The sequence below is a fragment of the Paludibacter jiangxiensis genome (assembly GCF_001618385.1).
Taxonomy (GTDB): domain Bacteria; phylum Bacteroidota; class Bacteroidia; order Bacteroidales; family Paludibacteraceae; genus Microbacter; species Microbacter jiangxiensis.
The window spans coordinates 281,548-306,459 of the sequence record NZ_BDCR01000001.1 but is presented as its reverse complement, the minus strand read 5'-3'; the positions used below and the strand labels follow the sequence as shown (position 1 = coordinate 306,459).

The window sequence follows — 24,912 nt, the reverse complement described above, 5'->3', positions numbered from 1 at the left end:
GATGAGAATTGGGGTTGTTTTGCTTTCTTTTATTGTTGTGATGTGTGGTTGTGTGTCGGTCGAAACTTTTAATAGGCAGCTTCGTACGCCTAAAAGTGTGAAAGCGTTGAGGTCGGACGTCGATTTTGTGCATCACAAGCTGGAAAAACTTCACCCGTCATTATACAGATATATAAGTAAGCAGGAGCTGGATCGTAAATTCGATAGTCTGAAAACTTCCATCGCGTCGCCGATGACCAGCAATGAATTCTTTTTTCGGATAAGCCCTGTGGTTGCATCCGTTCGTCAGGGACATACACGAATTTTTCCTTTGACACGGCGTTTAACGAAACAAGAGATGGTCAAAGCGCGGAAAAACGGTGCTTCTCCGGTAATGAAACTGCATCTGGGATGGGTGGATCACCGGCTTTATTTATTGAAAACAACAGCTTCCGATTCGACTTTGAAGCCAGGGTCCGAAATCTTGTCGCTCGACAGTATTACTCCGCAGCAGCTGTTTGCTAAATATGCACCTACATTTGCCTCCGACGGTTTTAATACGACTTTTCACGATCGCCTTTTTAATAAGAAATTTGCATCATACTTTTATTACGAAACAGGAGTGAGAGATAGTGTGCTTTGCAAGGTGAGTAATGGTGGTGTTGTTCGGTCTGTGTGGCTCAAGCCTCCGGAGCGGCAGAAGAAAAAGCAGGAGAAGCCTTTGTCTTCGCCTTCTGATGCGGAAAAGCAGAAAAAGAGAGTGTTTGAACATCAGAAAAAGGTGCAGGGATATGATGCGTTGACCGGAGAGTTCAGTAAGAACCTGCGTTTTATGGGACAGGATAGTAGTGTTGCCGTGCTTACTGTGAAGGATTTTGTGAAAGGAAAGTACAAGCGTTTTTATGCTGATAATTTCCGAAAGATTGATTCGGTTCAGACTCGTGCACTGGTGTTGGATTTGCGTGATAATACAGGCGGAGACCTTTCTGATATTCAATGTCTGTATTCATATCTGGCTGAAAATAACTTCCGTTTCGTGAAACCTGCGGTGGTTACCTCAAAAACCAGTTTGTGGCATGACGACTATTTCAATGCTTCCTCTCCATCGCAATTTGCGCTGCGCGTTCTTGGAACTCCCGGTTGGCTGGTTTATAACACGTTTACTACACTTATAACGCATAAAAAAGCGGATGGTCGCTACTATTTTTACTATCCTCCTATTTGGCAGAAACATCCTAAAGCAAATCGTTTCAAGGGAAAAGTATACGTGCTGATTAACGGATGTAGTTTTTCGGCATCATCTATTATCTCTGCCAATCTGAAAGGTTCCGGCCGGGCTATATTTGTTGGCGAGGAAACCGGAGGAGCTTATAATGGTTGTGTTGCCGGTCAAATGCCTTCGTTTACACTTCCCGGAAGCAAACTGAAAATGTCGTTCGGGCTTCTTGAGGTTGTGACTCCTTATGTATTTAATCCTGATGGCAGAGGTGTTATGCCTGATGTACCGGTTGTTCCGACACTCGATGACCGATTAAAAAGCACAGATCCTGAGTTAAAATGGGTGATGGATAATCTCGACAAACAGGGAAAGTGATGAAAAAATACATCTGCACGTTAGTGAATTAAAATTCAGAATATCAATATATAATGACTTTTACAGCAATAGATTTTGAAACGGCACATGCGCAGTTTCCTTGTGAGATAGGATTGTGCCGTATAGAAGACGGTGAAATTACGAAGACCTTTTCACGGCTTATTAAGCCTGCGTGTTTTCCATATATGAACCCGTGGTGTCAAAAAGTGCACGGAATTTCATCTTCCAATCTGCAGTTTGAAGCAACATTTGAGGAGATGTGGGGCGAATTGCGTCCCTGGTTGGAAGATACGGTTCTGGTGGCTCATAATGCGGCTTTTGATATGGGAGTGTTACGAGCTTCGCTGCGCCATTATGATTTGGCAATTCCGCATAGCGATTACGTTTGCAGTGTATCCTTGTCGAAGAAAACCTGGAAGGGCCTACCATCTTATAAATTAAACAGCTTGTGCGATATGTTTGATATCCGGTTTCGTCATCACCGTGCGGGAGCAGATGCCGAAGCGTGTGCAAAATTAGTGCTGAAAGCCGGAGAAGAAATGGTTACACCTTCGTTGGAGAGTTTGTTAGCTCGGTCCGGGTTGAAATTGAAAGCACTATAAAAATCTTATCGGCTATTAAGGAGCTGCGTTTTGCTATTGTTTTCTAAGGGTAAACGGGGCTTGAGGATGTTCTGAAACATCAGCAGGGTGGTGTTGTAGTTACAAAGCGACCTCACGTCGCTCTGTAACTTAAAAGTGAATAATTGAGAAAAAATGAGATGCTTTGCATACTCATGAGCGTTTATATTTTATTAGGTAAGAATATATGCCTAAGTGTATATCATTGGGATGATAATTTGCTCTGACACATCAGTCAGAGATGTTGGCACAAAAGAAAAGATAACGGCAAGTTAACTTTTTGCCGTCGTTTGTCGAATGGTTAGTTGTCTTATCCTTTCATCAGGATGCAAACCGAATTTCTCTTTTGGAGGACAAATAAGCGGGCTGAAAATAGCAGGTTGGTTAAGCCTGTTGTTGTGTTGTGTGTGCTCCAGTCCTTGTCTGAATGTTTGCACAACAAAGATAAAAAGAATAAACTGATAAAACGGGTTGTTTTGGTAAAAATTGATGTGTATTCAATTAAATTAACGCTTTGTGTTTTAAATTGAAATTATTATTACCTTTTTATTTTCAATTTAAAAGAAAAACCGCTCCTTGTGGGAAGAGCGGTTGGACGTTTTTTCTTGGAAAAGTTGTCTTAGATCATTTCAAATCCGGTGTAGGGAGCCAAAGCTTTCGGTATGCGAATACCTTCGGGTGTTTGGTTGTTTTCGAGTAATGCTGCTACGATACGCGGCAGAGCCAAAGCGCTTCCGTTCAATGTGTGACAAAGCTGAGCCTTTTTATCTTCACCTTTGTAACGGCATTTCAGACGGTTTGCCTGATAGCTTTCGAAATTGGATACCGAACTTACTTCCAACCAGCGTTTTTGAGCGGCAGAAAATACTTCGAAGTCAAATGTAAGTGCAGAAGTAAAGCTCATGTCGCCACCGCAAAGGCGCAGGATGCGCCAGGGAAGTTCCAGCTTGTCCACTAATGTTTGAACGTAAGCAACCATCTCTTTCAATGAATCGTAGGAGTGTTCCGGTTTGTCGATGCGAACGATTTCTACTTTGTCGAACTGGTGAAGGCGGTTCAATCCGCGCACGTCCTTGCCATACGAACCGGCTTCGCGACGGAAACAGGCCGAATAAGCAGTGTTTTTGACGGGCAGTTCGCTTTCCTGTAAAATTACATCACGGTAAATGTTGGTGACGGGAACTTCTGCTGTAGGAATCAGGTAAAGATCGTCCAGATTGGCGTGATACATCTGGCCTTCCTTGTCGGGCAACTGGCCTGTTCCGTAGCCGGAAGCCTGATTTACCACGTAAGGAGGTTGTATTTCCAAATAGCCGGCGTCACGTGCATTGTCGAGAAAGAAGTTGATCAAAGCGCGTTGCAAACGGGCTCCTTTACCTTTGTAAACAGGGAAGCCTGCTCCGGTTATTTTTACGCCTAGTTCAAAATCAATCAGGTCGTATTTTTTGGCCAATTCCCAGTGGGGAAGGGCATCTTCGGGGAGTTCAGGTATAGTACCGCCCATTTTTTCCACCACGTTGTCTTCGGCAACGCGTCCTTCGGGCACCGACTCGTGAGGAAGATTCGGGATGGTTACCAAAATGTCGATCAACTGTTTTTCGATGGCATCCAATTCGGTCGATTGAGCTTTGATAGCCTCTTTCAGCTCGGCAGTTTTAGCTTTTGCTTCAGATGCTTCTGCCTGTTTGCCTTGTTTGAAAAGTTCTCCGATAGCTTTCGAAAGAGCGTTCATTTCGGCGGATTCGGCATCCAGCGATGCTTGCACACTACGGCGTTTTGCATCCAGTTCTACAACTTGCCCGATGATTTCGGCGCCATCAAAATGTTTTTTTGCCAACCGGCGAATCACCTCTTCTTTGTTTTCGGTGATGAATTTTAGCGTTAACATGTTGTATATTTATAATTTACAATTTTCAATTGAAATATTTTCTCTGTGTTTAGCAGAGGAACAAAGGTACGATTTATCCGCTGTTTATTGAAATGGATTTAAATTAAAACGCAATCAAAAGACAGGTTTGGTAGCGGTGTCGGTTCCTTGATGTGTCTTTTGGTGTTTTGGCGGAGAAATAACAAAAAAACCTCCCGCGTTCCATCGAACGGGGAGGTTTTATATTGTTTTGCAGTGCCTGGGCTTACGCTTCAGCAACCGGTTCTACAGATACAAAAGATTTGTTGTCTTTTCTTTTGCGGAAAACAACTTTGCCTGTAACCAAAGCAAACAGTGTGTGGTCTTTGCCTAAACCAACGTTTTCGCCAGGGTTGTGAACAGTGCCACGTTGACGAACGATGATGTTGCCTGCCTTAGCAAACTGGCCGCCAAAGATTTTCACTCCAAGTCGTTTACTTTCCGATTCGCGACCGTTCTTGGAACTACCGACGCCTTTTTTATGTGCCATTATTGTTAAGTTTTAATGAGTTTATGCTACGATTTCTTTTACAAACAGTTCAGTGAAGTACTGACGGTGACCATTCATTTTCTGATAGTCGTTTCTTCTTTTCTTTTTGAAAACAAGAACTTTGTCGCCTTTTACGTGGCCTTTTACTTCGGCTACGATTTTAGCACCTTCAACAACTGGAGCACCAACGGTAACAGCACCGTCTTTGTCTACCAATAAGACTTTTTCAAATTCGATCTGCGAGCCAGCTTCGGCTTCCTGCATGCGATGAACAAACAGTTTTTGTCCGGCTTCCACCTTGAACTGTTGTCCTAAAATTTCAACAATTGCGTACATGTAATAAATTGTTTTTCAATTACATCCGGGAGGTGAGATGCGGCTTCTCTGCAACAGCGCTACTTTCTAAAGACCCCTTCGGAAAATCAGGATGCAAAAGTAATCATTTTTTTCTTTCAAACCAAAGAGTTCGGTAAATTTTTATTGTGGCTTTCTTCTTTGATAATGAGGAGTAAACATCGCCTGCTTTTGCTTTAATAAGTCGGGAAAAGTAGCTACCTTTGCTACTCCTTTGAAAACCCAAATTTATACTTGATTATGGCAATAATAAAACCGTTTCGGGGCGTGCGTCCACCGAAAGAATTAGTGGAACAGGTAGCTTCGCGTCCCTATGATGTGTTGAACTCCGAAGAAGCCCGTGCTGAAGCCGGGGATAACCAGAAATCGCTTTATCATATCATTAAGCCGGAAATTGATTTCCCGGTCGGTACTGACGAACACGACGAAAAAGTGTATGCCAAAGCAGTCGAAAACTTTAATAAGTTTCAGAAAGAGGGCTGGCTGGTGCAGGATGATAAAGATCGTTATTATGTATATGCACAAACAATGAACGGTCGCACTCAGTACGGACTTTGCGTGGCAGCTGCCGTAGAAGACTACATGAAAGGCAACATCAAAAAACATGAACTGACACGTCGCGACAAGGAAGAAGACCGCATGAAACACGTCCGCGTGAATAATGCCAACATCGAACCGGTATTTTTTGCCTATCCGCATCAGGCTGAATTGGATGCTATTGTTAGTAATGTTACCAAAAACGCGCCCGAATATGATTTTGTGGCTCCCGATGGTTTTGGTCATCATTTCTGGGTGATTAATGACGATGCTACCATCAGTCGCATTACCGAGATTTTTGCGTCTATTCCGGCTATGTATATTGCTGATGGTCATCACCGTAGCGCAGCTGCTGCTTTGGTGGGTGACGAAAAACGCAAACAAAATCCAAATCACAACGGCGACGAAGAATACAATTACTTCCTTGCTGTTTGTTTCCCGGATAACCAGCTGAATATTATCGACTACAATCGTGTAGTGAAAGATTTGAACGGGTTGACAGACGAACAGTTCTTGTCGGCTTTGGGAAAAGATTTCGTTGTAGAAGAAAAAGGTGCTGACATTTACAAACCGACAGCTTTACACAATTTTGCACTTTACCTTTCTGGTAAATGGTACTCGTTGACAGCTAAGGCGGGTACTTACAACGATAACGACCCTATCGGTGTGTTGGACGTAACTATTTCGTCGAACCTGATTTTAGACGAAATTCTCGGCATCAAAGACCTTCGTTCTGACAAGCGCATTGACTTTGTGGGCGGTATTCGTGGTCTGGGTGAATTGAAACGCCGTGTAGATAACGGAGAAATGAAGGTGGCGTTGGCTCTTTATCCCGTTTCGATGAAGCAATTGATCGATATTGCTGATAGCGGAAATATTATGCCTCCAAAAACAACCTGGTTTGAACCGAAATTGCGTTCAGGTCTGGTAATTCATAAGCTGGATTAATTCCGGCACTTCTTTAAACGACAAAAGGCAGTCTTTAGGCTGCCTTTTGTCGTTTAAATCTCGAAACACTTTATTTACTCTCTGTAAATTCAACGCTCCCGGAGATGGTAATGTCAGTTCCAACGAACGCTGCCGGAAATTTCGGGCCGACGCCGTAATCCATACGGTTGAGCTTCCCTTTAAGCAAGAATCCGGATGTCTCTTTTTTGTTCATCGGATTGGTGACGGTGCCTTTGTAATACACATCCAGTACAATGGGTTTGGTTACTCCGTGCATGGTGAGGTTGCCTGCCATTTTGTAATGGTTTCCCTGTACTTTTTTAATCGACGTGCTTTTGAAGTTCATTGTCGGATAGGTGGCCACGTCGAAAAAGTCGGCTGTCTTCAGGTGGTTGTTACGAGCTTCCACGTCGGTGTTGATACTGGCAACCTGAACGGTTACCTCCACTTTTGCGTCGCTATGGTCGGGTTTTGTTGCCGTAACTTTCACTTCAAACTGAGTGAAATTGCCGGTTACTTCCGAGATGGTCATGTGACTGACGGCAAAGGTTAAATGGGAGTGAGCGGGATCCGAGACCCAGGTTTGCGCCGAAGCTAATAAGGCAAACATGCCTAAAACTATTGATAAAGCAATCTTTTTCATAATCGTAATTTTTAGTTCTTGTGTTACTTTCAGCTGAAACAACAATAATTTCTTTGATGCAAAATTACGATACTCAAAGGCGGATGTGGTAATATCAACAGGAAAAAAAGTGGTACTTTTTGGTCGTACTCATAAAGGGATACAAAAAAAGGATGCCAACCGGCATCCTTTTTTGTTTATCTTATAGCGATTTTGAACGTCTGTTCTCCAACTTTGACGATGTAATAGCCAATTGGGAGATCCAGATAAAAATCCTGTCGTGTTAACGTGACCTTAAACTCTGCGACTTTCACGCCTACGAGGCTGAAAACCTTTAATGAGGTGTTGTAAGGGGCATTAAACACGGTCATTTTTTTCTCAGAAACCACAACTCCAATGCGTTGAGTTTGCTCCTGTGTGTCAGGATAAGTAGTGGTTTGTGCAGCTAAATGGCTGGTTGATAACAGGAAAAATGACAATAATAGAATGGTAAAGCATTTCCTCATAAGCACCTGTGTTTTGTACAAAAATAGTTACTTTTCCGCGGATTGATGCTCTTTTACCCTAAAAAATGCTATGCTGTAACAGATAAAAGTTGTTTCGCGTTTTCTATGGCAGCCTGAGATATCGAATTTCCGCTCAGCATCCCTGCAATCTCGGTAACTCGTTCTTCATTCGTTAGTTGTTTGATCGAGGTTTCTGTCGAATCGTTTTGGTTGCTTTTGAATACCTTATAATGCGATGATCCTTGCGCTGCAATCTGGGGTAAGTGAGTGATGGCTATTACCTGCATATATGTCCCCAGGGTTTTCATTATGAGCGACATAGAGTTGGCCACTTCGCCGGAAATGCCCATGTCTATTTCGTCGAAAATGATGGTTGGTAATGATTTTGCACTGGCAATTAGCGATTTGAGACTTATCATTACGCGTGAAATTTCACCTCCGGAAGCGGTTTGGGCAACGGGTTGCAATTGGCTGTTTTTGTTTGCCGAAAAATAAAATTGAATATCGTCGTTGCCGGTTACCGACCAATCGAGACGGGGAGTGAGTCTTACTTCGAACCGGATTTCAGGCATTCCGAGTTGCCGGAGCTGTGAAATCAGGTGTTTTTCAATCAGAGGAAATGCTGCCTTGCGCTTTTGAGTCAGCTTCGCACCGGCTTCCAGCATTTCGTTGTGAAGTTTGGTAGCTTCTTTTTCGAGATGTTCAATTTTATCATCGAGAGATTCTATTTGTTGCAACTGCCCGTCAAATTTTTCGCGCAGTTCAATCAGCTCTTCTACCGAAGCAACCCGATGTTTTTGTTCCAACGTGTATAGTAAGTCCAGCCGTTGTTTGATTTGTTCCGCTTTTGCCGGATCTACATCAATGTTTTCCTGAGTTTTGTGTATTTCTGTAGCCAGATCTTTTAGTTCTATGATGCAGGAGTCGAGGCGTTGCATCCATTCTGAACTTTGCGGATAAATTTTTTCTGCGTGTCGCAAAGCCATCAAAGCTTCTTTGAGTGGTGGCATTGCGGAGCCATTTTCATCGTCAATCAGGTATGCGGCTTTTGATAATTCGGTCTTGATTTCTTCTGCGTGAGAAAGCAGTTGTAATTCCTGTTCCTGTTGTTCCTGCTCACCTGCCATAAGCTGAGCCTCATTGAGCTGACTGAACTGAAATTGCAGAAAATCACTTTCGGCTTTTTGTTGCAGTGCAGATGCTTTGAGTATCGAAAGTTCCTGTGTGCAACGTTTGTGGTCGAAATATTTTTTTTGATATGTGATTGATTCCTGACTGCTTTTTGCGATTGTGTCTACAACCTGAAGTTGAAAGCTGTCGTTTGACAACAGTAAATTCTGGTGCTGAGAATGAATGTCTATCAGTTTGTCGCCCAGCTCTTTTAACTGTTGAAGTCCAACGGGAGTGTCGTTGATAAATGAGCGTGATTTCCCGTTGCCGGATATTTCCCGGCGAATCAAACATTCGTTATCGTAATCCAGATCATTTTGTGTGAAGAATTCCTGCAGGTTATAATCGCCTATTCGAAACGACCCTTCAATGATGCATTTTGAGGCGCCATTCTTTATGGTTTTAGAGTCGGCTCTTTGTCCAAGAATAAGTCCCAGAGCGCCCAGTATAATCGACTTTCCGGCTCCGGTTTCTCCGGTAATAACCGAAAAGCCGGATTGGAACTGTATGTCAAGATTGGAAATCAGTACGTAGTTTTCTATGTGTAGCGAAGTTATCATTTGCGGGCTTGTGCGGGTTTATTTTCCGTTCTGAATTTTTTCAAAGCGTTTTTGCATCGATGGAGCTACGTCCAACAGCAAGGCATAGACATCACTTTTCTCCTTTGGTTGCCCATTGCTGAAAATATCGGCGATTTCATCAATTTTCGTGTCAAGGAAAGATGTTATGGCTATGTTGTAAAGACGGTCGTTATTTGCCTGACGAAGCACCATGAGCGATGATGCTATTTTTGACCGGCCATTATCTGCATTTTCGGCCATTATGTCCAGTCCCAGGCGGTGGTAGTCATAGTAAAGTTCGCGTACGGGGCGCAGTTTTTCGTCCAGAATGCCATTAATCAGGGCGTAGCGGTTGTGTTCTGATTCAAAAGCTTTCCATCCTGTTTCTGATGAGCTTTGCATTGCATTGGCAATCTCTTCGGCGCGATGAAAGAAAGGAGAACCACCTAAGCGTGAAAATGAATCGGCATCATAGCCTAAAATGACATAGCCATAAAAATAGAGCATGGCAACCAAATTGTTGGATGTCTGTCGTTCAGTTGTTTCCAGAGGTTGTGATTCAATATAGTTAAAATTGAAATTTTGATCCCTGAAATTGAATAATGTCGTAAAGTAGGTGGAGTTGTATACCGGACGACGAGCCTGAACTTGTAATTCTCCGGTAAAATTGTCGCCGCCCGAGTAGTTTTTTATGGTGATGACGAGCGAACATTCAATGCGTTCGTTGGAAGTGTAAGTCGCATTGCTCCATTTTCGGTTGTTCATCAATTCATTCAGCTCTTTCTCAAGTGTCGTGAAAATTTGCTTGTTTGTCCCCTGAATTAAGCTGGAATTTACCTGAACACGACATCTCAATTCTTGTGCGGAAATGCTGAATGTCATTATCAGAGCTACGAAAGAAAGGATGATTTGTTTCATGAAAATAGAAATTACTTGAAGTTTTATGCTTGTTTTGTCATTTGCAACAGTTTGGATTGCGGTATCCTGATTTTGTGTTCAAGCGACACAAAATTACTCAAAAAAAAACCGAAAATAAATACCTTGGTTGAGTATCTGGCTATGAACATGTGTTTTTGCAGTTTGAATATCCTGTTTTTGTGGTTAAATAGCTATCTTTGCATTATCCAATTTTTACGGATAACGAAACATTTGATTCAATTATTGCCTGAATTCGATACCTGAAATGTTTTGTTTTAAAATCAATCACCCATAAAACATTTTCTCGTGGATACCACTTTAGATATTGCGGCCATACGGGCCGATTTTCCCATACTTTCCCGCACTGTTTACGACCGTCCGTTGGTCTATTTCGACAATGCGGCCACATCGCAGAAACCCCGTTGTGTGGTGGAGGCGATCGAGAAGGTTTATTACAACCAAAACGCTAATATTCACCGCGGAGTTCATTACCTGAGTCAGGTGGCAACCGAAGCGCACGAAGAGGCGCGCCAAACGGTACAGGCTTTTATCAATGCTGCCGAGTCGCGCGAAATTATTTTTACCCGTGGAACAACCGAGGCAATTAATCTTATCGCAACTTCGTTCGGAGAGACCTTTTGCAACGAAGGCGACGAAATCCTGATTACCGGCATGGAACATCATGCCAATATCGTTCCCTGGCAATTGCTGCGAGACCGGAAAGGCATTGTGTTGAAAGTTGTACCCTTCAATGAACGTGGCGAGTTGGATATGGAGGCTTTCTCCAAACTGCTTTCTCCAAAAACAAAATTAGTTTCCGTTGCTCATATTTCTAATGTAATGGGGACTGTAAATCCGGTGGCAAAGATTATTGCCGAAGCACATGCACACAACATTCCGGTGCTGGTGGATGGAGCACAGGCGGTTTCGCATATGCCGGTTGACGTACAAGCTCTGGATGCCGATTTTTATGTCTTTTCCGGACACAAAATGTACGGGCCTAACGGTATCGGCGTGTTGTACGGGAAGGAAAAATGGCTGGAGCAGTTGCCTCCGTACCACGGTGGTGGCGAGATGATCGCAACTGTCACCTACGAGAAAACGACTTATGCCGAACTTCCGTTTAAATTCGAAGCCGGAACTCCTGATTATGTCGGTTCGGTTGCGTTGGGCGAGGCAATCCGCTATATGCAGAAGTTTGGTCTGAAAGCTATCGGAGACTACGAACATCAGTTGTTGCAGTATGCCACCGAACAGTTGATGAAAATCGACGGGATGCGCATTTTTGGAACTGCAGCCGAAAAAGCAAGTGTCATCTCATTCCTTGTGCGCGATATTCATCATTTCGACATGGGAACCCTGCTCGACAAACTTGGAATTGCGGTGCGCACCGGGCATCATTGTGCCATGCCGTTAATGCACACATTAGGCATTGAAGGAACGATCAGAGCTTCGTTCGCTTTTTATAATACCAAAGAAGAAATTGATGCGCTGGTGGCGGCTGTCGACCGGGTACAAAAAATGTTTTAATAAGCTGACTCTGTCTGCTTTCAACTTTAGATTTTTAACTTTGAACTTTAAATAATGACAATAAACGAAGCGCAAGATCGGGTAATAGAAGAGTTTAGCGAGTTCTCCGACTGGATGGATAAATATGCTTATCTGATTGATCTCGGAAACTCGCTCGATCCTATTGATGAGAAAGCAAAAATACCGCAGAATTTAATTGAAGGCTGTCAGAGCCGGGTTTGGCTCGATGCTGCAGAACAAGAAGGTAAGGTAGTGTTTACGGCCGAAAGCGATGCCGTGATTGTGAAAGGAATTATCTCTCTGCTTATCCGTGTGATGTCGGGGCATACACCCGATGAGATTCTGGAGGCCGAACTCTATTTTATAGATCAAATTGGGTTAAAGGAACACCTTTCTCCCACTCGCGCCAATGGCCTCCTGTCGATGGTGAAACAGATAAAACTGTATGCTTTAGCCTTTAAGGCGAAGTCTTAAATTAATTGTAAAATTATTCTTAAAAGGGCATAAATGGATCGCTTCATTTATGCCCTTTTTTTTGTCGATTTTTTGCTTTGAAGCGCTTTAAATTGCTTGTTAATATGGATGATAAATAGTAACTTTGTTTGCTTTTTGAAAAAGAATGACGTGTTTCTAATATTTTAATTTAGATATGACCGAAGAACAAAAATTGAACGGGAACAATGATTACGGAGCAAGTAGTATTCAGGTCCTTGAAGGACTTGAGGCAGTTCGTAAACGCCCGGCCATGTATATTGGCGATATCGGAATCAAAGGTTTGCATCACCTCGTGTATGAAGTTGTAGATAACTCAATCGACGAAGCGCTTGCCGGCTATTGTGATACCATCAATGTTATTATCAACGAAGATAACTCTATCTCGGTGAGAGATAACGGACGTGGTATTCCTGTCGATATGCACGAAAAAGAAGGAAAATCTGCACTGGAAGTCGTAATGACAGTGCTGCACGCCGGAGGTAAGTTCGACAAAGGAAGTTACAAGGTGTCAGGTGGTCTTCACGGGGTAGGTGTATCCTGTGTGAACGCTCTGTCGTCTCTTTTGCATGTTGAGGTATACCGCGAAGGCAAAATTTACATGCAGGAATACCAAAGAGGAACTCCGCAGTTCCCGGTAAAAGAGATCGGAACAACTACTGAAAACGGAACGTTGGTGAAGTTTCATCCCGATGGCGATATCTTTACAGATACCGTTTATAAATACGATATCCTTGCCGCCCGTATGCGTGAACTGGCTTACCTGAATGCCGGTATTACCATTTCTCTGACAGATTTACGTACGTTGAACGAAGACGGAACTCCTAAAAAGGAAGTTTTTCATTCGGAACGCGGACTGGAAGAATTTGCAGAATTTGTAGACTCCTCACGCGAACCTCTGATTGACAAGGTGATTCATATTTCTACAGAAAAATTCGGTACTCCGGTAGAAATTGCTTTGACTTACAATACTTCGTATAACGAAAATGTTTACTCGTATGTGAACAACATCCACACTATTGAAGGCGGCACTCACGTAGCCGGTTTCCGTCGTGGTTTGACACGTACACTGAAAAAATATGCCGAAGACAGCAAAATGCTGGAAAAGGTTAAACTCGAAATCAGCGGAGATGACTTTCGTGAAGGTCTTACTGCTATCATTTCGGTGAAAGTAGCAGAACCTCAATTCGAAGGTCAGACTAAAACAAAGCTCGGTAATAACGAGACAATGGGTGTTGTCGATCAGGCTGTGGGTGAAGCTTTGGGTAATTACCTGGAGGAAAACCCGAAACAGGCCAAAATGATCGTTGAGAAGGTGATTTTGGCTGCAACCGCCCGTAACGCTGCCCGTAAGGCTCGTGAAATGGTGCAACGTAAATCCCCTCTTTCAGGTGGAGGCTTGCCCGGTAAACTGGCCGACTGCTCAGAAAAACATCCTGAAGTTTGCGAAATATTCCTCGTGGAGGGTGACTCTGCAGGCGGGTCGGCTAAACAGGGCCGTAACCGTACCACACAGGCCATTCTGCCGCTTCGTGGTAAGATTCTGAACGTGGAGAAAGCAATGCAGCATAAAGTGCTTGAAAGCGAAGAAATCCGTAATATTTACACAGCTTTGGGCGTTACAATCGGTACCGAAGACGACAGCAAACAGTTGAATGTCTCCAAGCTTCGTTACCACAAGATTATTGTGATGACCGATGCCGACGTCGATGGTAGCCACATCGACACACTTATTATGACGTTCTTCTTCCGTCACATGAAGGAGCTTATCGAGGGCGGTCATCTTTACATAGCCACTCCGCCGCTCTATCTTTGCAAAAAAGGGAAGGTAGAAGAGTATTGCTGGAACGAACAACAACGCGTTGCCTTTATCGAAAGATATGCAGATGGAAACGAGAACTCAGTGCATGTACAGCGTTACAAAGGTTTGGGAGAAATGAACCCGGAACAATTGTGGGATACCACCATGAATCCGGAAAACCGTACTCTGCGTCAGGTGACCATCGAAAATGCCGCTGATGCAGACCATATCTTCTCCATGCTAATGGGAGACGACGTTGGCCCTCGTCGTCAGTTTATTGAAGAAAATGCCACTTACGCTACTATTGACGCGTAAGAACAGATAGAAAAAGAACGAAGGCTGTCATCATTGCGATCGACAGCCTTCGTTTTTTTATTTGATAGAGAAACCTACGCTTTGTAAGTCTGACCAGAATTCCGGGTAAGACTTGGAAACTACTTCTGGATGTTCTATTTTGATTGGATGAATCAATGCAGCCGGCGCAAAAGCCATCGCCATGCGGTGATCTTCATAGGTGCAGATGGCTTGTTCGTAGTCGGGGTTGGTGCGTTGCCCGTTCCATGCAAGCATGCCATCTTCCGGTTCTTCGAGTATATAACCCAACTTAACCATTTCGTTTTTTAAGGCGGCTATCCGATCCGTTTCCTTAATCTTCAGCGTTTGTAAACCTGAAAAAGAGAATGGGATATTAAGCAAACAGCAGCAAACTACTACCGTTTGGGCAAGATCCGGTTGATTGATAAAGTCGTAAACGAAGTTAGAAACAGGATTGGCCACAGAAGAAATAACAACGCCGTCAGCAGTGAATTCGCTTTTTATTCCCAACGATTCGAAAATCTTTGCTACCTGAGAATCTCCCTGAGTGCTCTCCTTTTTTAGACCCAATAGTTTGAATGAACTTCCTTTGGAAAGTGCAGCAATGGCATACCAGTACGATGCGGCAGACCAGTCTGACTCAACGTGAAATGCTATTGGGCGGTATTCCTGATGAGGGATTGTGATGGTTTGTCCTTCCCATTTTGCAGACACACCGAATTCCTCCATCATGTGAAGTGTCATCCTGATGTAAGGAATAGAGATGATTTTGCCTTCCAAAGTCATTTCCAAGCCATTCTTCATCGTCGGGGCAATCATCAGTAAAGCTGAAATGTACTGACTGCTGATATTACCAGCAAGTTTGATTTTGCCGCCTTGTAACGCTTTCCCTGATATGCGGAGTGGGGGATAGCCTGCCTTTTCTATGTACTCGATGTCGGCACCAAGGTGGTTGAGTGCATCAATTAGAACGGCGATTGGGCGGTTTTTCATGCGTTCACTGCCAGTTAAGATCCAATTTCCCTGTAGGTTTGATAAATAAGCTGTGAGGAATCGCATAGATGTTCCGGCAGCTCCGATATCGAAAGTTTTTTTGTCCAGTTTGAGGGTTTCCAGCATTACTTTCGTGTCGTCGCAGTCGGCCAAATGGCTGATCTCTTTCGTACTTTTACTAAGCATTGAGAGGATCAGTGCTCTGTTGCTGATGCTTTTTGAAGCCGGCAGGCCTATTGAACCTGTAACAGGTTGTGTTGTCGGTGGAAAAAGTTGAATCATGTGGTGCGTAAACAAAAAACTGCTCCCGAAAGAACAGTTTTTATTATAAATATCCGGAGCGTAAATTACATAGCAGATAAACCGAATCCTAACTTGTTTTTTCGCCCTACCCAGGCTTCTTTGATAAAATTACCGTTGGCATCTTTACCTCCGATCATAAATATTCGGTTGTACTTATCGACTACAACAGAAGCTTTAGTTCTGGTTTTGTAATTAAGGACTTTAGGGAAGTTGACCAGTGTATCACGCCTTGTCCATATGTATCCCTCGGTTTTAGAGCAAAGCAATGTGTCTTTTGCGATAGCGCCTGAAGCATTGGTACCACCCCAAAGCATTAAGCGGTTATCGTACCAAATCAACGAAGCATTTTTGCTGGCAGGGAATGAGTCGGCTTTGATTTCTGTTGAGAAGTCCATCCATTGTCCGGTGCCAGCCATGTAAGTGTAGACAGAGTTTACAGTACTTCCGGCTTTGTCTTTACCTCCGATTAGCATTAGTTTTGGACTTCCTGTCTGAGGCTGGAAAGTCGTTGCTGCAAAGTCAGAAATCGGGAAACTGTTAAATTTATTGCCGTTGTTATAATTCAGTTCAATGTTGGCTATCGGATATTGTACCGACCAGTTGGCTCCGTCGCTGGATGTTTCTACGTAGTAATTGTTGCTGCTGTCGTACATAACGGCAAACAGTTTGTTGTCATAACCAGCGATCAGTGATTTTAACTGGTTAGCCGATGAAATCGTAATTTTGTTCCAGGATGTGCCGTTTGTGCTGGAATAGATGGTTTGTCCGTCTCCAATCACATACATCACATTGTTGAGAACGATCATGTTTTGCAATGAAGCAGATGCCGGCAAGGTTGAAATGGTCGATCCTCCGTTCCAGCTTTTTGCGTCGGTAGTGCTGTACATGCTAATGGCGCTGCCGTTATTCAGAAACAACATTACCTGATCGTTACAATAGACTGCCTTTTGTTCTGTCTCGGAAGAACCATATGAAGGGTATGTCCGTAATTGCCATGCGATGGAATCCGGTTCTACTTGGTGAACGCGTACATCTACATAATATGACAATGTGTCGGTTCCATTTGCAGCATAATTTAATAAAACCTGTTTAGTTCTGAAATCGATTGAGTCGCCTGATTTGTAGGTTTTTTTGTTGAAAAACATAGCAGCCGACGAGTAGGTGGAAATGACAGGTATGGCTCTGAAATGGCCGTACAGTTTTGTTTTGAAAGGGAGAGAGTCGGCGTTGTAGATTAATCCGTTGGTTTTATATGCACTACCCCCTGTTTGATCAACAGTAAATTTTGCTTTTGCAAATGCAGGTACGCTGTCACTCTTTATTCCAAAGGAGTAGACGCGGGCATCGTCGGAGTAATTTGTGACGCTGTTACTGAGGCAAGAGTTAAATACGAGCAATCCTAAGGTGAACAAAGAAATAACCAAATATTTAAGCTGTTTCATGAAGAAAATTGGTTTTTGAAATAAATTTTTTAACCTTTTGCCGGCACTTGCTTCTTTTACTTTTGCTTCGTTATGATCCTTTTAATCGGATGTTAAAGTCTGCGGGCTGATATTCAGGCAAATAAAAGTATTAAAGGCTATTCTTATCAGATAGTTTTTTATATTAGTGCAAATGTAGTAACAAATTTTGATATTGTAGGATAATTAGTCAGATTCAGGCTTTTTTAACCGCTGTTGAAGCTTGTTTAGGATAGATTCACGTACAAAAAAAGGCTGCCGTTTGGCAACCTTTTTTTGTTATGTAGGGAGGATTAGTTAGAAGAACTTGATCCTGTTATCTGTTATGTCTGCTTTGTCTTTCAGAACTTGCAGTGTCATGTAAGGAAGCATATAAGCATAACGGGAATTCAGCATGTCAATCTGAGCCTTGGCGTTAAACTTATCGTTTCTTTTTTGTTCACTTACAACACTGAAAACAAATACACCGGCTTTCCCTTTGACAGGAGCTGAAAGCTGATTTGGTTTAGAAGCAGAAGCAGCTCCGATAACGGCAGGTTCCATTCCAAGAGATCCGGCTTGTGCACTGAAGAAGTTCAGGTTCGAAGCGGTGTCTGTTTTTTGTTTCAAAGCAGCAGCCAAAGCTTGAACAGTTTTAGCTGTAGCCATTGCTGAGTTCATGTTTTTGGTGATCACTTCAGCTTTCTTGTCGTTGATGAGTTCGGCTTTCAATTCAGCTGAAACATCTTTCAGATCGCGGTATCCTTTCGGATGCGATGCAATCAGGTTGGCTACGATAAGAACATCGTTACGTTCGCCACATTCAAATACGTCTGATGTAGAGCCGGCTTTCGCATCGTTTGCCCAACGGAAAACCGTACGGGTATTCTTCACGTTACCCAAGCGGGGAGCGTTGGGGTCTATTCCGTTTGCAGGGCGAACTGTGATACCTTTTGATTTGGCAGCCTGATCGAATTTTTCGGTGCTGGTTGCTGCTGCTGCAAATTCTTTAGCCTGATTGTAAACAGCTTCTCTTGTCTGGTCGCTGGGAACAGCTTTCAGTGCCAATAAAGCCAGTTTTACTTTGCTGATGCTTGACGTTTTTTCTTCAACCTGAAGAATCTGGATAGAAGATGTTTGTTTGTCAAGAATAACTTCGTTAACACCACCTCTGAAAAGTTTTGTAACGAGATCTTGTTTGAATCCGTTTTGTAAAAGATTCATCTGGCGTACCCAACCAATTTCACCGCCGTTTGCTGCAGTTTGTTGCAACTTGGAGAATTTTTGAGCTAAGTCGGCAAATTTAGCACCACCTTTGATTGCAGCAACAAGACTGTCGGCCAGCTTGCTTTCGCTGTCAGGAAGAACAATGTGACGGATTTTTACAGAGTCAGGTTCACTGATACCACCTTCAACAATTTTAGCCATGTAGTAGGTATCTCCTTCAATTTTCGGACCAACAACATCACCGGTTTTGCCACCGAAAGCAAAATCCTGGAGGAACGGAGGAACTTCTTTCTTTGTCAGAGCAATGTCAATATATTTCTCTTCTGAGTTAGAGTTTACGAAACCTTTAATGTCAGTGGCGGTAGTAAATCCGTTTTGCAGACTGTTGATTTTCTTTTCAACTTCAGCGTAGTCTGCTTTTGACGGTTTTACATCAAATTGAGCATACTTAAGATCGAAATTAGCTTCTTGTTTGTAAAGAGCTTTGCGTTTTTTGTAAAGGTCACTGATTTCGCTTTCTGATACTTTTACAGCTCCGTCGGGTACAGTAAAATAAGGTTGCATTGTGTAAACCATATTTACTGATGTTTGGCTGCGTTCAAATGCGAATTTAGCATCGAGCGAGTTGGCTGTAATAGTTTTAGAAAGTAACGCGTTGTACTTTTGTTGTAAAGTATTTTGTTTTACCATGTTTTCGAGGAATGACCAATATTGTTGGTATTCTTTCACTTCGTCTGCATGTTGTTTGTCTTTACTTTTTGAAGCCTGATCCAGAGAAGTCAGAAAGCCAAGAAGAGCTTCTTTGCTGAAAGTACCTGTTTTAGGATCGGTAAAAGTACGACGGCTGTAAATGATCGGACTGATATGGTTACCAATGGTTAAGTCTTTTAATTCATCTTTAGAAACCGCAATACCCACATTTTCAGTTTGTTTGCCCAAAAGGATTTCAGTCACTTTGTTATCCCATACCTGTTGACGAATCTGTTCGCTCATTTCGTCATTATTTTGTTGACCGGTTTCAATTTTGTAAACTGTTGATAATTGTTCGACAGCTTCCATGAAATCTGCATACTTTACAGTTTCTCCGTCAACAACCCCAATCTTTTGCTTTTGCTGGCCGAAATAGGTTTTGCTTGAATTCAGAAAGTCGCCGATAATGAAAGCAAACATTGCTAAACCAACCACTATCAACAGGAATACTCCTTTGCTTCTAATTTTCTCTAATGTTGCCATTGATTTGTTTCAGTTAAAAATATGATTCTGTTTTGATTATGATTTTAAGGCCGATAATTGTTTTATAGTCAGTAGCAATGCGGATGTGAACGTGTCGGCATTACTCTTTTCTAAAACTTTAAAATCAGGGCACGAATATACAAAAAAAAGTCCATCTCAAAGAATAAATGTCAAAAACTGTATTATTCGGAAACAGAAATTTCGATGCCAAGAGCCTTTACTCTCTCTGCAATATGGGAGAGTTGCTTGTGAGATGCTTTTTTGAGCGCCTGAACAGGAGTGTCTCTTGCCAGTGTGTAGATCATAACCTGTTTTGGTCTTATTTCATTCACGGCATCCAGCCACGCACTCAGCTCTTCCTCTGTGGTGTTGTCTATCTGTTGTCCTTCGATTTCTCCCTGTAAAAAGAGCGTTTGGATGATGAGGTTGCCATTGAATCGTTTTAGATGTTCAATGAGCCATTTGCCCGAAAAAGTGGCAGATCCCGGTTGGTTGAGCAAGCGGATTGTCTGGTCGAACACAGAATCCAGTTTCAGAATATTATTATCCACTTTGTTCAAAGCGTCAAATACAGACGGCTTGTGTATCAAGGTGCTGTTGGACAACACGCTGATCTTTGCCTCTGGGAAAAACTCGTTTCGAAGGGCAATAGTATCGTCGACAATACCGGCAAAGTCGGTATGCATGGTTGGTTCTCCGTTGCCCGCGAAGGTGATTACATCCAGCTTCTTGCTATCCACTTTCATCTCCGACAGTGCAATCCGGAGGGCATTTTTTACCTCTTCGCGCGTGGGGATGTGAGCTTCCTGCGGTTTGAAATTGAATCCGCATTCGCAATAGATGCAGTTGAACGTGCAGATTTTAGCATTGACAGGCAATAGGTTGATGCCGAGCGAAGTCCCCAAGCGGCGGCTTTTTACCGGTCCAAAGACGATCTTATCGAATAAAAATGTAGGCATAGTCAGTAGATAATTAATAATTAAAAATGAATAATGAGAATTTACAGAGACCGAAGGCTACTGCAAATTCTCATTCTATGGTGAGATTATTAATTATTAATTCTTCATTATTAATTAATTACAGTTTCCAGTTGGCAATGCGTTGCATAGCTTCTTCGGTTTGAGCCGGGCTTCCGAATGCAGTGAGGCGGAAGTAGCCTTCGCCGTGAGGGCCGAAGCCAACCCCCGGAGTACCAACCACATTCATTTCGTTGAGCAAACGATCGAAGAATTGCCATGATGAGATGCCATCGGGAGTTTTTAGCCAGATGTATGGCGCGTTTACACCTCCGAAAGCACTCAGGCCTTTTGCTTCAACTCCTTTGCGGATGATGCCGGCATTGTTCATATAAGTGGCGATGGTTTCTTTGATCTGTTGTTGTCCTTCGGCAGAATAAATAGCTTCGGCGGCACGTTGTACAATGTAGGCGGTACCGTTGAATTTTGTTGTCTGGCGGCGGTTCCAGAGGCGGTTGAGTGGTACACGTCCGTGTTCGGCAGAATTAACCAATACCGTTTTCGGAACGACAGTGTAACCGCAACGTAATCCGGTAAAGCCTGCAGTTTTAGAGAAGCTGCGGAATTCAACAGCTACCTCACGGGCACCTTCAATTTCGTAGATGGAATGTGGAACGTCCGGTTCGCTGATAAAGGCTTCATAAGCTGCATCGAACAGAATCAGTACGTCGTTGGCACGTGCGTAGTCGACCCATTGTTTCAACTCGTTTTTCTTCAGGGTTGTTCCTGTCGGGTTGTTTGGGTAGCAGAGATAAATTACATCGGGACGTGTTTCCGGAAGTTCGGGGATGAAGTTATTCTCCTTTGTGCAGGGCAAATAAACAATCTTTTCCCACTTGCCATCGGCCGTCGGTTTGCCGGCACGGCCTGCCATAGCGTTTGTATCCACGTAAACGGGATAAACAGGGTCGGTAACCGCAATTACGTTGTTCGGACCGAGAATGTCGCCGAAGTTGCCGGTGTCGCTTTTGGCGCCGTCGCTCACGAATACTTCGTCGGGAGCAATGTCGATGCCGCGCGCTGTATAATCTTTAGCGACAATTGTTTCGCGCAGGAAAGCGTAACCCTGTTCGGGACCGTAACCACGGAAAGTGTTGGCATCGCCCATTTCGTCAACGGCAGCATGCAACGCTTTGATAACGGCCGGAGCGAGCGGGCGAGTTACGTCGCCGATACCCAGACGGATGATGTTTGCCGATGGATTTTCTTCCTTGTATGTATTTACTTTACGTGCAATCTCCGAAAAAAGATAGGTTTCGGGGATATTCAAAAAATTGTCGTTTACAAAAGCCATATTGCTAATTTGGGGATTTGAAAATGGAATCTGTAGTGACGGTACAGATTCTAAATCGTTAATTGTAAATTAATAAATTGTAAATTTTACAGTAGGTATTCTCCTTCGAAAACGGTTACTGCCGGACCGGTCATGTAGACGTGGTTGTCGGCTTCCGACCATTCTATTTCGAGGTTTCCGCCGAGGAGTTCCAATGTTACTTTACGTTCGGTTTTGCCATTCAATACAGCAGCCACGGCAGTTGCACAAGCTCCTGTTCCGCAGGCAAGTGTTTCACCGGCACCGCGTTCCCATACCCTCATTTTGATGTGAGTCGGGGAGATAACCTGTGCGAATTCGGTGTTGGTGCGACGTGGAAAGAGTGGATGGTGCTCCACTTTCGGGCCGCTTTTTTGTATGTCCAGTTCTTCGAGCGAATCCATGAAAATCACGGCATGTGGGTTTCCCATGGAAACTGCAGTGATGTTTACCTTGCGGCTTTCAAGAGCGATGGGGTAGTTGATTACACTGGTTTCGTCGAGGTTGATGGGTATTTGTTTGGGAGCAAGAATCGGCTCGCCCATATCGACACGAACGGAGTTTACTTTGCCGTTTTCTATGTTCAACGTGAGGTGTTTTACACCGGCAAGCGTTTCGAGCGTGAGCTCTGTTTTGTCGGTTAACCCTTTGTCATATACAAATTTGCCGATACAACGGGTGGCATTGCCGCACATTTCCGATTCCGAGCCATCGGAGTTGAACATGCGCATGCGGAAGTCGCACGTTTCGGAAGGCAAAATGAGAACCAGACCGTCGGATCCGATGCCGAAGTGACGGTTGCTAATGGCAGTCGCTAACGTAGCCGGATCTTCAATCTGTTCGACAAACCCGTTTACATAAACGTAGTCGTTTCCGGCGCCTTGCATTTTTGTGAACTTCATATCTTTTTGTTTTTAGATTACAAAATAAAGAACCAAGAGCAAAGACACTGTTCTGTTTGTGCCAAATAGTGTTTGAAAGCAGCGTAAGCTTTATTCAAATTGCGAATATTATCAACAAAGAGCTCGCAGGATGATGGTTGAATTCGTCATGCATTGCTCTTTGTCCTTTGCTCCGGCTTGGTTATTTGCGCTTTGTTGTCTGTTTGCCCGGGCGTAAATCGTTCTTCTCGTAATAGTTGATAAATGCCTGGTTAACAATTCTGTTTCCCCCGGGAGTGGGGTAGTTGCCCGAAAAGTACCAGTCTCCGTTATGCTTCGGGCATGCAACGTGGAGGTTTTCTATGGTTTGGTAAATGATTTCCACTTCTACCGTACAATTGTCCGGAGTTACCATCTCTCCGATTTTTTTTGCTATTTCAGTGTCTGTGAAAGGAGCATAAATGTCTTTGACGTGGTTTACAATCCATTCTTTGGGTTGATTTTCCTGCTCCTTGCTCTTTTTGTACACATCGTGAATCACGTTTTCCATGCCACGTTCTTTCAGCAGTTCGATGGCGGCATTGAAAGCGATGAATTCGCTCATGCGAGACATGTCGATGCCGTAGCAGTCAGGGTAACGAATCTGCGGAGAAGAAGAGACAATTACAATTTTCTTTGGTTTGAGACGACTCAAAATCTTGATAATGCTCTGTTTGAGGGTCGTTCCGCGTACAATACTATCGTCGATCACCACGATATAATCTTCGTTCTCCTTGATAGTGCCGTAGGTGATGTCGTAAACGTGAGCGGCAAGGTCATTTCTGTTTTTATCTTCGGTGATGAAGGTTCTCAGCTTGATGTCCTTGATGGTTAGCTTCTCTGTACGTATTTTTTTCTGAAGAATTTTTTCCACCTCAGCTTCCGACAGTGTTTTCTTTTTATTCAGAATAGCCGCGGTCTTTTGCTGATTCAGATAGTTCTCAAATCCTTCCATCATGCCATAATAGGCAACCTCTGCTGTGTTAGGAATAAAAGAAAGTACTGTGTGATCAGCATCGTGATTAATGGCTTCGAGAATTTGCGGAGTCAGCAATCGTCCAAGAGTCTTGCGTTCGCGATAGATGTCGCGGTCGCTGCCTCGTGAAAAATAGATGCGCTCGAATGAACAGGGAGCCGGATTTTCCGACTTGTGTATCTGGCTGATTTTAAATGAACCGTCTTGCTTGATGAAAAGGCCAGCACCCGGGTTCAGTTCTTGAATTTCTTCCGTCGAAATATTGAGCACGGTTTGCATTGCCGGACGTTCGGAGGTAACTACCACGATTTCATCGTTAGCAAAATAGAATGCCGGGCGAATACCCCATTTATCGCGGAAAACAAAAGCATCGCCGCTACCTGTAAGACCGCAAATCACAAAGCCGCCGTCCCACATTGCAGTAGCGCGTTTGATGATGCGTTCCAGATCGAGATGCTGCTCGATAGCCTGATTGAGTTCTTGTCCGGCCATGCCTTCGAGGGCAAATTTGGTGTAGAGATGTTCTACTTCGGAGTCGAGTCTGCCGCCGAGTTGTTCAAGAATGATAAATGTATCAGCGTTGTGGCGCGGGTGTTGCCCTTCGGCCACGATATGATCGAAAATCTCGTCGACATTGGCAAGGTTGAAATTGCCGGCCAGACAGAGGTTCTTGCTTTTCCAGTTGTTGCGACGAAGAAATGGGTGTGCATATGAAATACCGGAACGACCGATGGTGCTGTAACGCAGGTGGCCGATGTACAGTTCGCCGATAAACGGAGCATTGGTGCATCTTTCGTTGTCCGGCATTTTTTCGTAAGCCTCAATCTGACGGCCTACGCTGTTGAATACGTCGGTGATGGCACCGTTACCTAAAGCTCTTTCACGAAATATATATTCTTCTCCGGCTGTTGCATTCAAATTGACACACGCGATGCCAGCACCTTCCTGACCCCGGTTGTGCTGTTTTTCCATCAAAAGATAGAGGTTGTTCAGCCCGAAACGGGTGGTTCCATACTTGGCTTTGTAGTATTCGAGTGGTTTAAGTAACCGCATCAGTACAATGCCGCATTCGTGTTTTATCGGATCGCTCATTGATTAGTAGGGATTTACGAATTTAACGTAGGTTTATCCTTCAAAATGCAAAGATAACG

At 43.6% G+C, this 24,912-nt stretch carries 20 protein-coding genes; 6 read left to right on the top strand and 14 right to left on the bottom strand.

Annotated features, from left to right (window positions below; all coding sequences use genetic code 11):
* Window positions 1–19 precede the first annotated feature (19 nt).
* Together PJIAN_RS01140 and PJIAN_RS01135 are read left to right on the top strand one after the other, a co-directional pair.
* Window positions 20–1,573, top strand: coding sequence for a S41 family peptidase (locus PJIAN_RS01140; RefSeq protein WP_172795548.1), 1,554 nt, complete (start codon window positions 20–22; stop codon window positions 1,571–1,573).
* 53 nt (window positions 1,574–1,626) lie between these two features.
* A complete protein-coding gene (locus PJIAN_RS01135) occupies window positions 1,627–2,175 on the top strand; it encodes a 3'-5' exonuclease (RefSeq protein WP_084252203.1) in 549 nt (182 codons plus the stop codon).
* 637 nt (window positions 2,176–2,812) lie between these two features.
* Here the strand turns inward: PJIAN_RS01135 and serS are convergent.
* From serS to rplU, 3 genes are all read right to left on the bottom strand, one after another.
* Window positions 2,813–4,081 (bottom strand): serine--tRNA ligase, encoded by a 1,269-nt coding sequence (gene serS / locus PJIAN_RS01130; RefSeq protein ID WP_068701221.1) that lies wholly within the window; start codon window positions 4,079–4,081, stop codon window positions 2,813–2,815.
* 244 nt (window positions 4,082–4,325) lie between these two features.
* On the bottom strand, window positions 4,326–4,589 hold the full coding sequence (gene rpmA / locus PJIAN_RS01125; protein WP_068701219.1) for a 50S ribosomal protein L27: 264 nt from the start codon (window positions 4,587–4,589) through the stop codon (window positions 4,326–4,328).
* 21 nt (window positions 4,590–4,610) lie between these two features.
* The gene (gene rplU / locus PJIAN_RS01120; RefSeq protein ID WP_068701217.1) at window positions 4,611–4,925 is read right to left on the bottom strand and encodes a 50S ribosomal protein L21; all 315 of its coding nucleotides are present in this window, start codon (window positions 4,923–4,925) and stop codon (window positions 4,611–4,613) included.
* A gap of 258 nt (window positions 4,926–5,183) precedes the next feature.
* On the opposite strand from rplU, the gene PJIAN_RS01115 reads away from it, so the two are divergent.
* Window positions 5,184–6,428, top strand: coding sequence for a DUF1015 domain-containing protein (locus PJIAN_RS01115; RefSeq protein WP_068701215.1), 1,245 nt, complete (start codon window positions 5,184–5,186; stop codon window positions 6,426–6,428).
* 70 nt (window positions 6,429–6,498) lie between these two features.
* Here the strand turns inward: PJIAN_RS01115 and PJIAN_RS01110 are convergent, their stop codons facing one another.
* The 4 genes from PJIAN_RS01110 to porD form a co-directional block, all read right to left on the bottom strand.
* Window positions 6,499–7,071, bottom strand: coding sequence for a YceI family protein (locus PJIAN_RS01110; RefSeq protein ID WP_068702652.1), 573 nt, complete (start codon window positions 7,069–7,071; stop codon window positions 6,499–6,501).
* 176 nt (window positions 7,072–7,247) lie between these two features.
* Window positions 7,248–7,556, bottom strand: a complete 309-nt coding sequence (locus PJIAN_RS01105; RefSeq protein WP_068701213.1) for a hypothetical protein — start codon at window positions 7,554–7,556, stop codon at window positions 7,248–7,250.
* A gap of 68 nt (window positions 7,557–7,624) precedes the next feature.
* Window positions 7,625–9,286, bottom strand: a complete 1,662-nt coding sequence (gene recN / locus PJIAN_RS01100; RefSeq protein ID WP_068701211.1) for a DNA repair protein RecN — start codon at window positions 9,284–9,286, stop codon at window positions 7,625–7,627.
* A gap of 18 nt (window positions 9,287–9,304) precedes the next feature.
* On the bottom strand, window positions 9,305–10,204 hold the full coding sequence (porD, locus tag PJIAN_RS01095; RefSeq protein ID WP_068701209.1) for a type IX secretion system protein PorD: 900 nt from the start codon (window positions 10,202–10,204) through the stop codon (window positions 9,305–9,307).
* Between the two features lie 306 nt (window positions 10,205–10,510).
* Here porD and PJIAN_RS01085 point away from each other — a divergent pair, with 306 nt between their 5' ends.
* From PJIAN_RS01085 to gyrB, 3 genes are all read left to right on the top strand, one after another.
* On the top strand, window positions 10,511–11,734 hold the full coding sequence (locus PJIAN_RS01085) for an aminotransferase class V-fold PLP-dependent enzyme (protein WP_068701205.1): 1,224 nt from the start codon (window positions 10,511–10,513) through the stop codon (window positions 11,732–11,734).
* Window positions 11,735–11,788: 54 nt separating this feature from the next.
* Complete coding sequence (locus PJIAN_RS01080) at window positions 11,789–12,208, top strand: SufE family protein (RefSeq protein WP_068701203.1); 420 nt, start codon at window positions 11,789–11,791, stop codon at window positions 12,206–12,208.
* Between the two features lie 175 nt (window positions 12,209–12,383).
* Window positions 12,384–14,342: a DNA topoisomerase (ATP-hydrolyzing) subunit B gene (gene gyrB / locus PJIAN_RS01075; protein ID WP_068701201.1), complete on the top strand. Its 1,959-nt coding sequence runs from the start codon at window positions 12,384–12,386 to the stop codon at window positions 14,340–14,342.
* A 57-nt stretch (window positions 14,343–14,399) separates the two neighbouring features.
* Here the strand turns inward: gyrB and aroA are convergent, their stop codons facing one another.
* The 7 genes from aroA to PJIAN_RS01040 form a co-directional block, all read right to left on the bottom strand.
* On the bottom strand, window positions 14,400–15,617 hold the full coding sequence (gene aroA / locus PJIAN_RS01070) for a 3-phosphoshikimate 1-carboxyvinyltransferase (protein WP_068701199.1): 1,218 nt from the start codon (window positions 15,615–15,617) through the stop codon (window positions 14,400–14,402).
* Window positions 15,618–15,682: 65 nt separating this feature from the next.
* Window positions 15,683–17,080: a DUF6242 domain-containing protein gene (locus PJIAN_RS01065; protein WP_068701197.1), complete on the bottom strand. Its 1,398-nt coding sequence runs from the start codon at window positions 17,078–17,080 to the stop codon at window positions 15,683–15,685.
* A gap of 315 nt (window positions 17,081–17,395) precedes the next feature.
* Window positions 17,396–19,537, bottom strand: a complete 2,142-nt coding sequence (locus tag PJIAN_RS01060) for a peptidylprolyl isomerase (protein WP_068701195.1) — start codon at window positions 19,535–19,537, stop codon at window positions 17,396–17,398.
* A 182-nt stretch (window positions 19,538–19,719) separates the two neighbouring features.
* Window positions 19,720–20,496, bottom strand: coding sequence for a radical SAM protein (locus tag PJIAN_RS01055; RefSeq protein ID WP_068701193.1), 777 nt, complete (start codon window positions 20,494–20,496; stop codon window positions 19,720–19,722).
* A gap of 118 nt (window positions 20,497–20,614) precedes the next feature.
* Window positions 20,615–21,847, bottom strand: coding sequence for an LL-diaminopimelate aminotransferase (locus PJIAN_RS01050; RefSeq protein ID WP_068701191.1), 1,233 nt, complete (start codon window positions 21,845–21,847; stop codon window positions 20,615–20,617).
* Window positions 21,848–21,933: 86 nt separating this feature from the next.
* On the bottom strand, window positions 21,934–22,767 hold the full coding sequence (gene dapF / locus PJIAN_RS01045; RefSeq protein ID WP_068701189.1) for a diaminopimelate epimerase: 834 nt from the start codon (window positions 22,765–22,767) through the stop codon (window positions 21,934–21,936).
* 181 nt (window positions 22,768–22,948) lie between these two features.
* Window positions 22,949–24,853: an amidophosphoribosyltransferase gene (locus tag PJIAN_RS01040; RefSeq protein WP_068701187.1), complete on the bottom strand. Its 1,905-nt coding sequence runs from the start codon at window positions 24,851–24,853 to the stop codon at window positions 22,949–22,951.
* Window positions 24,854–24,912: the final 59 nt, after the last annotated feature.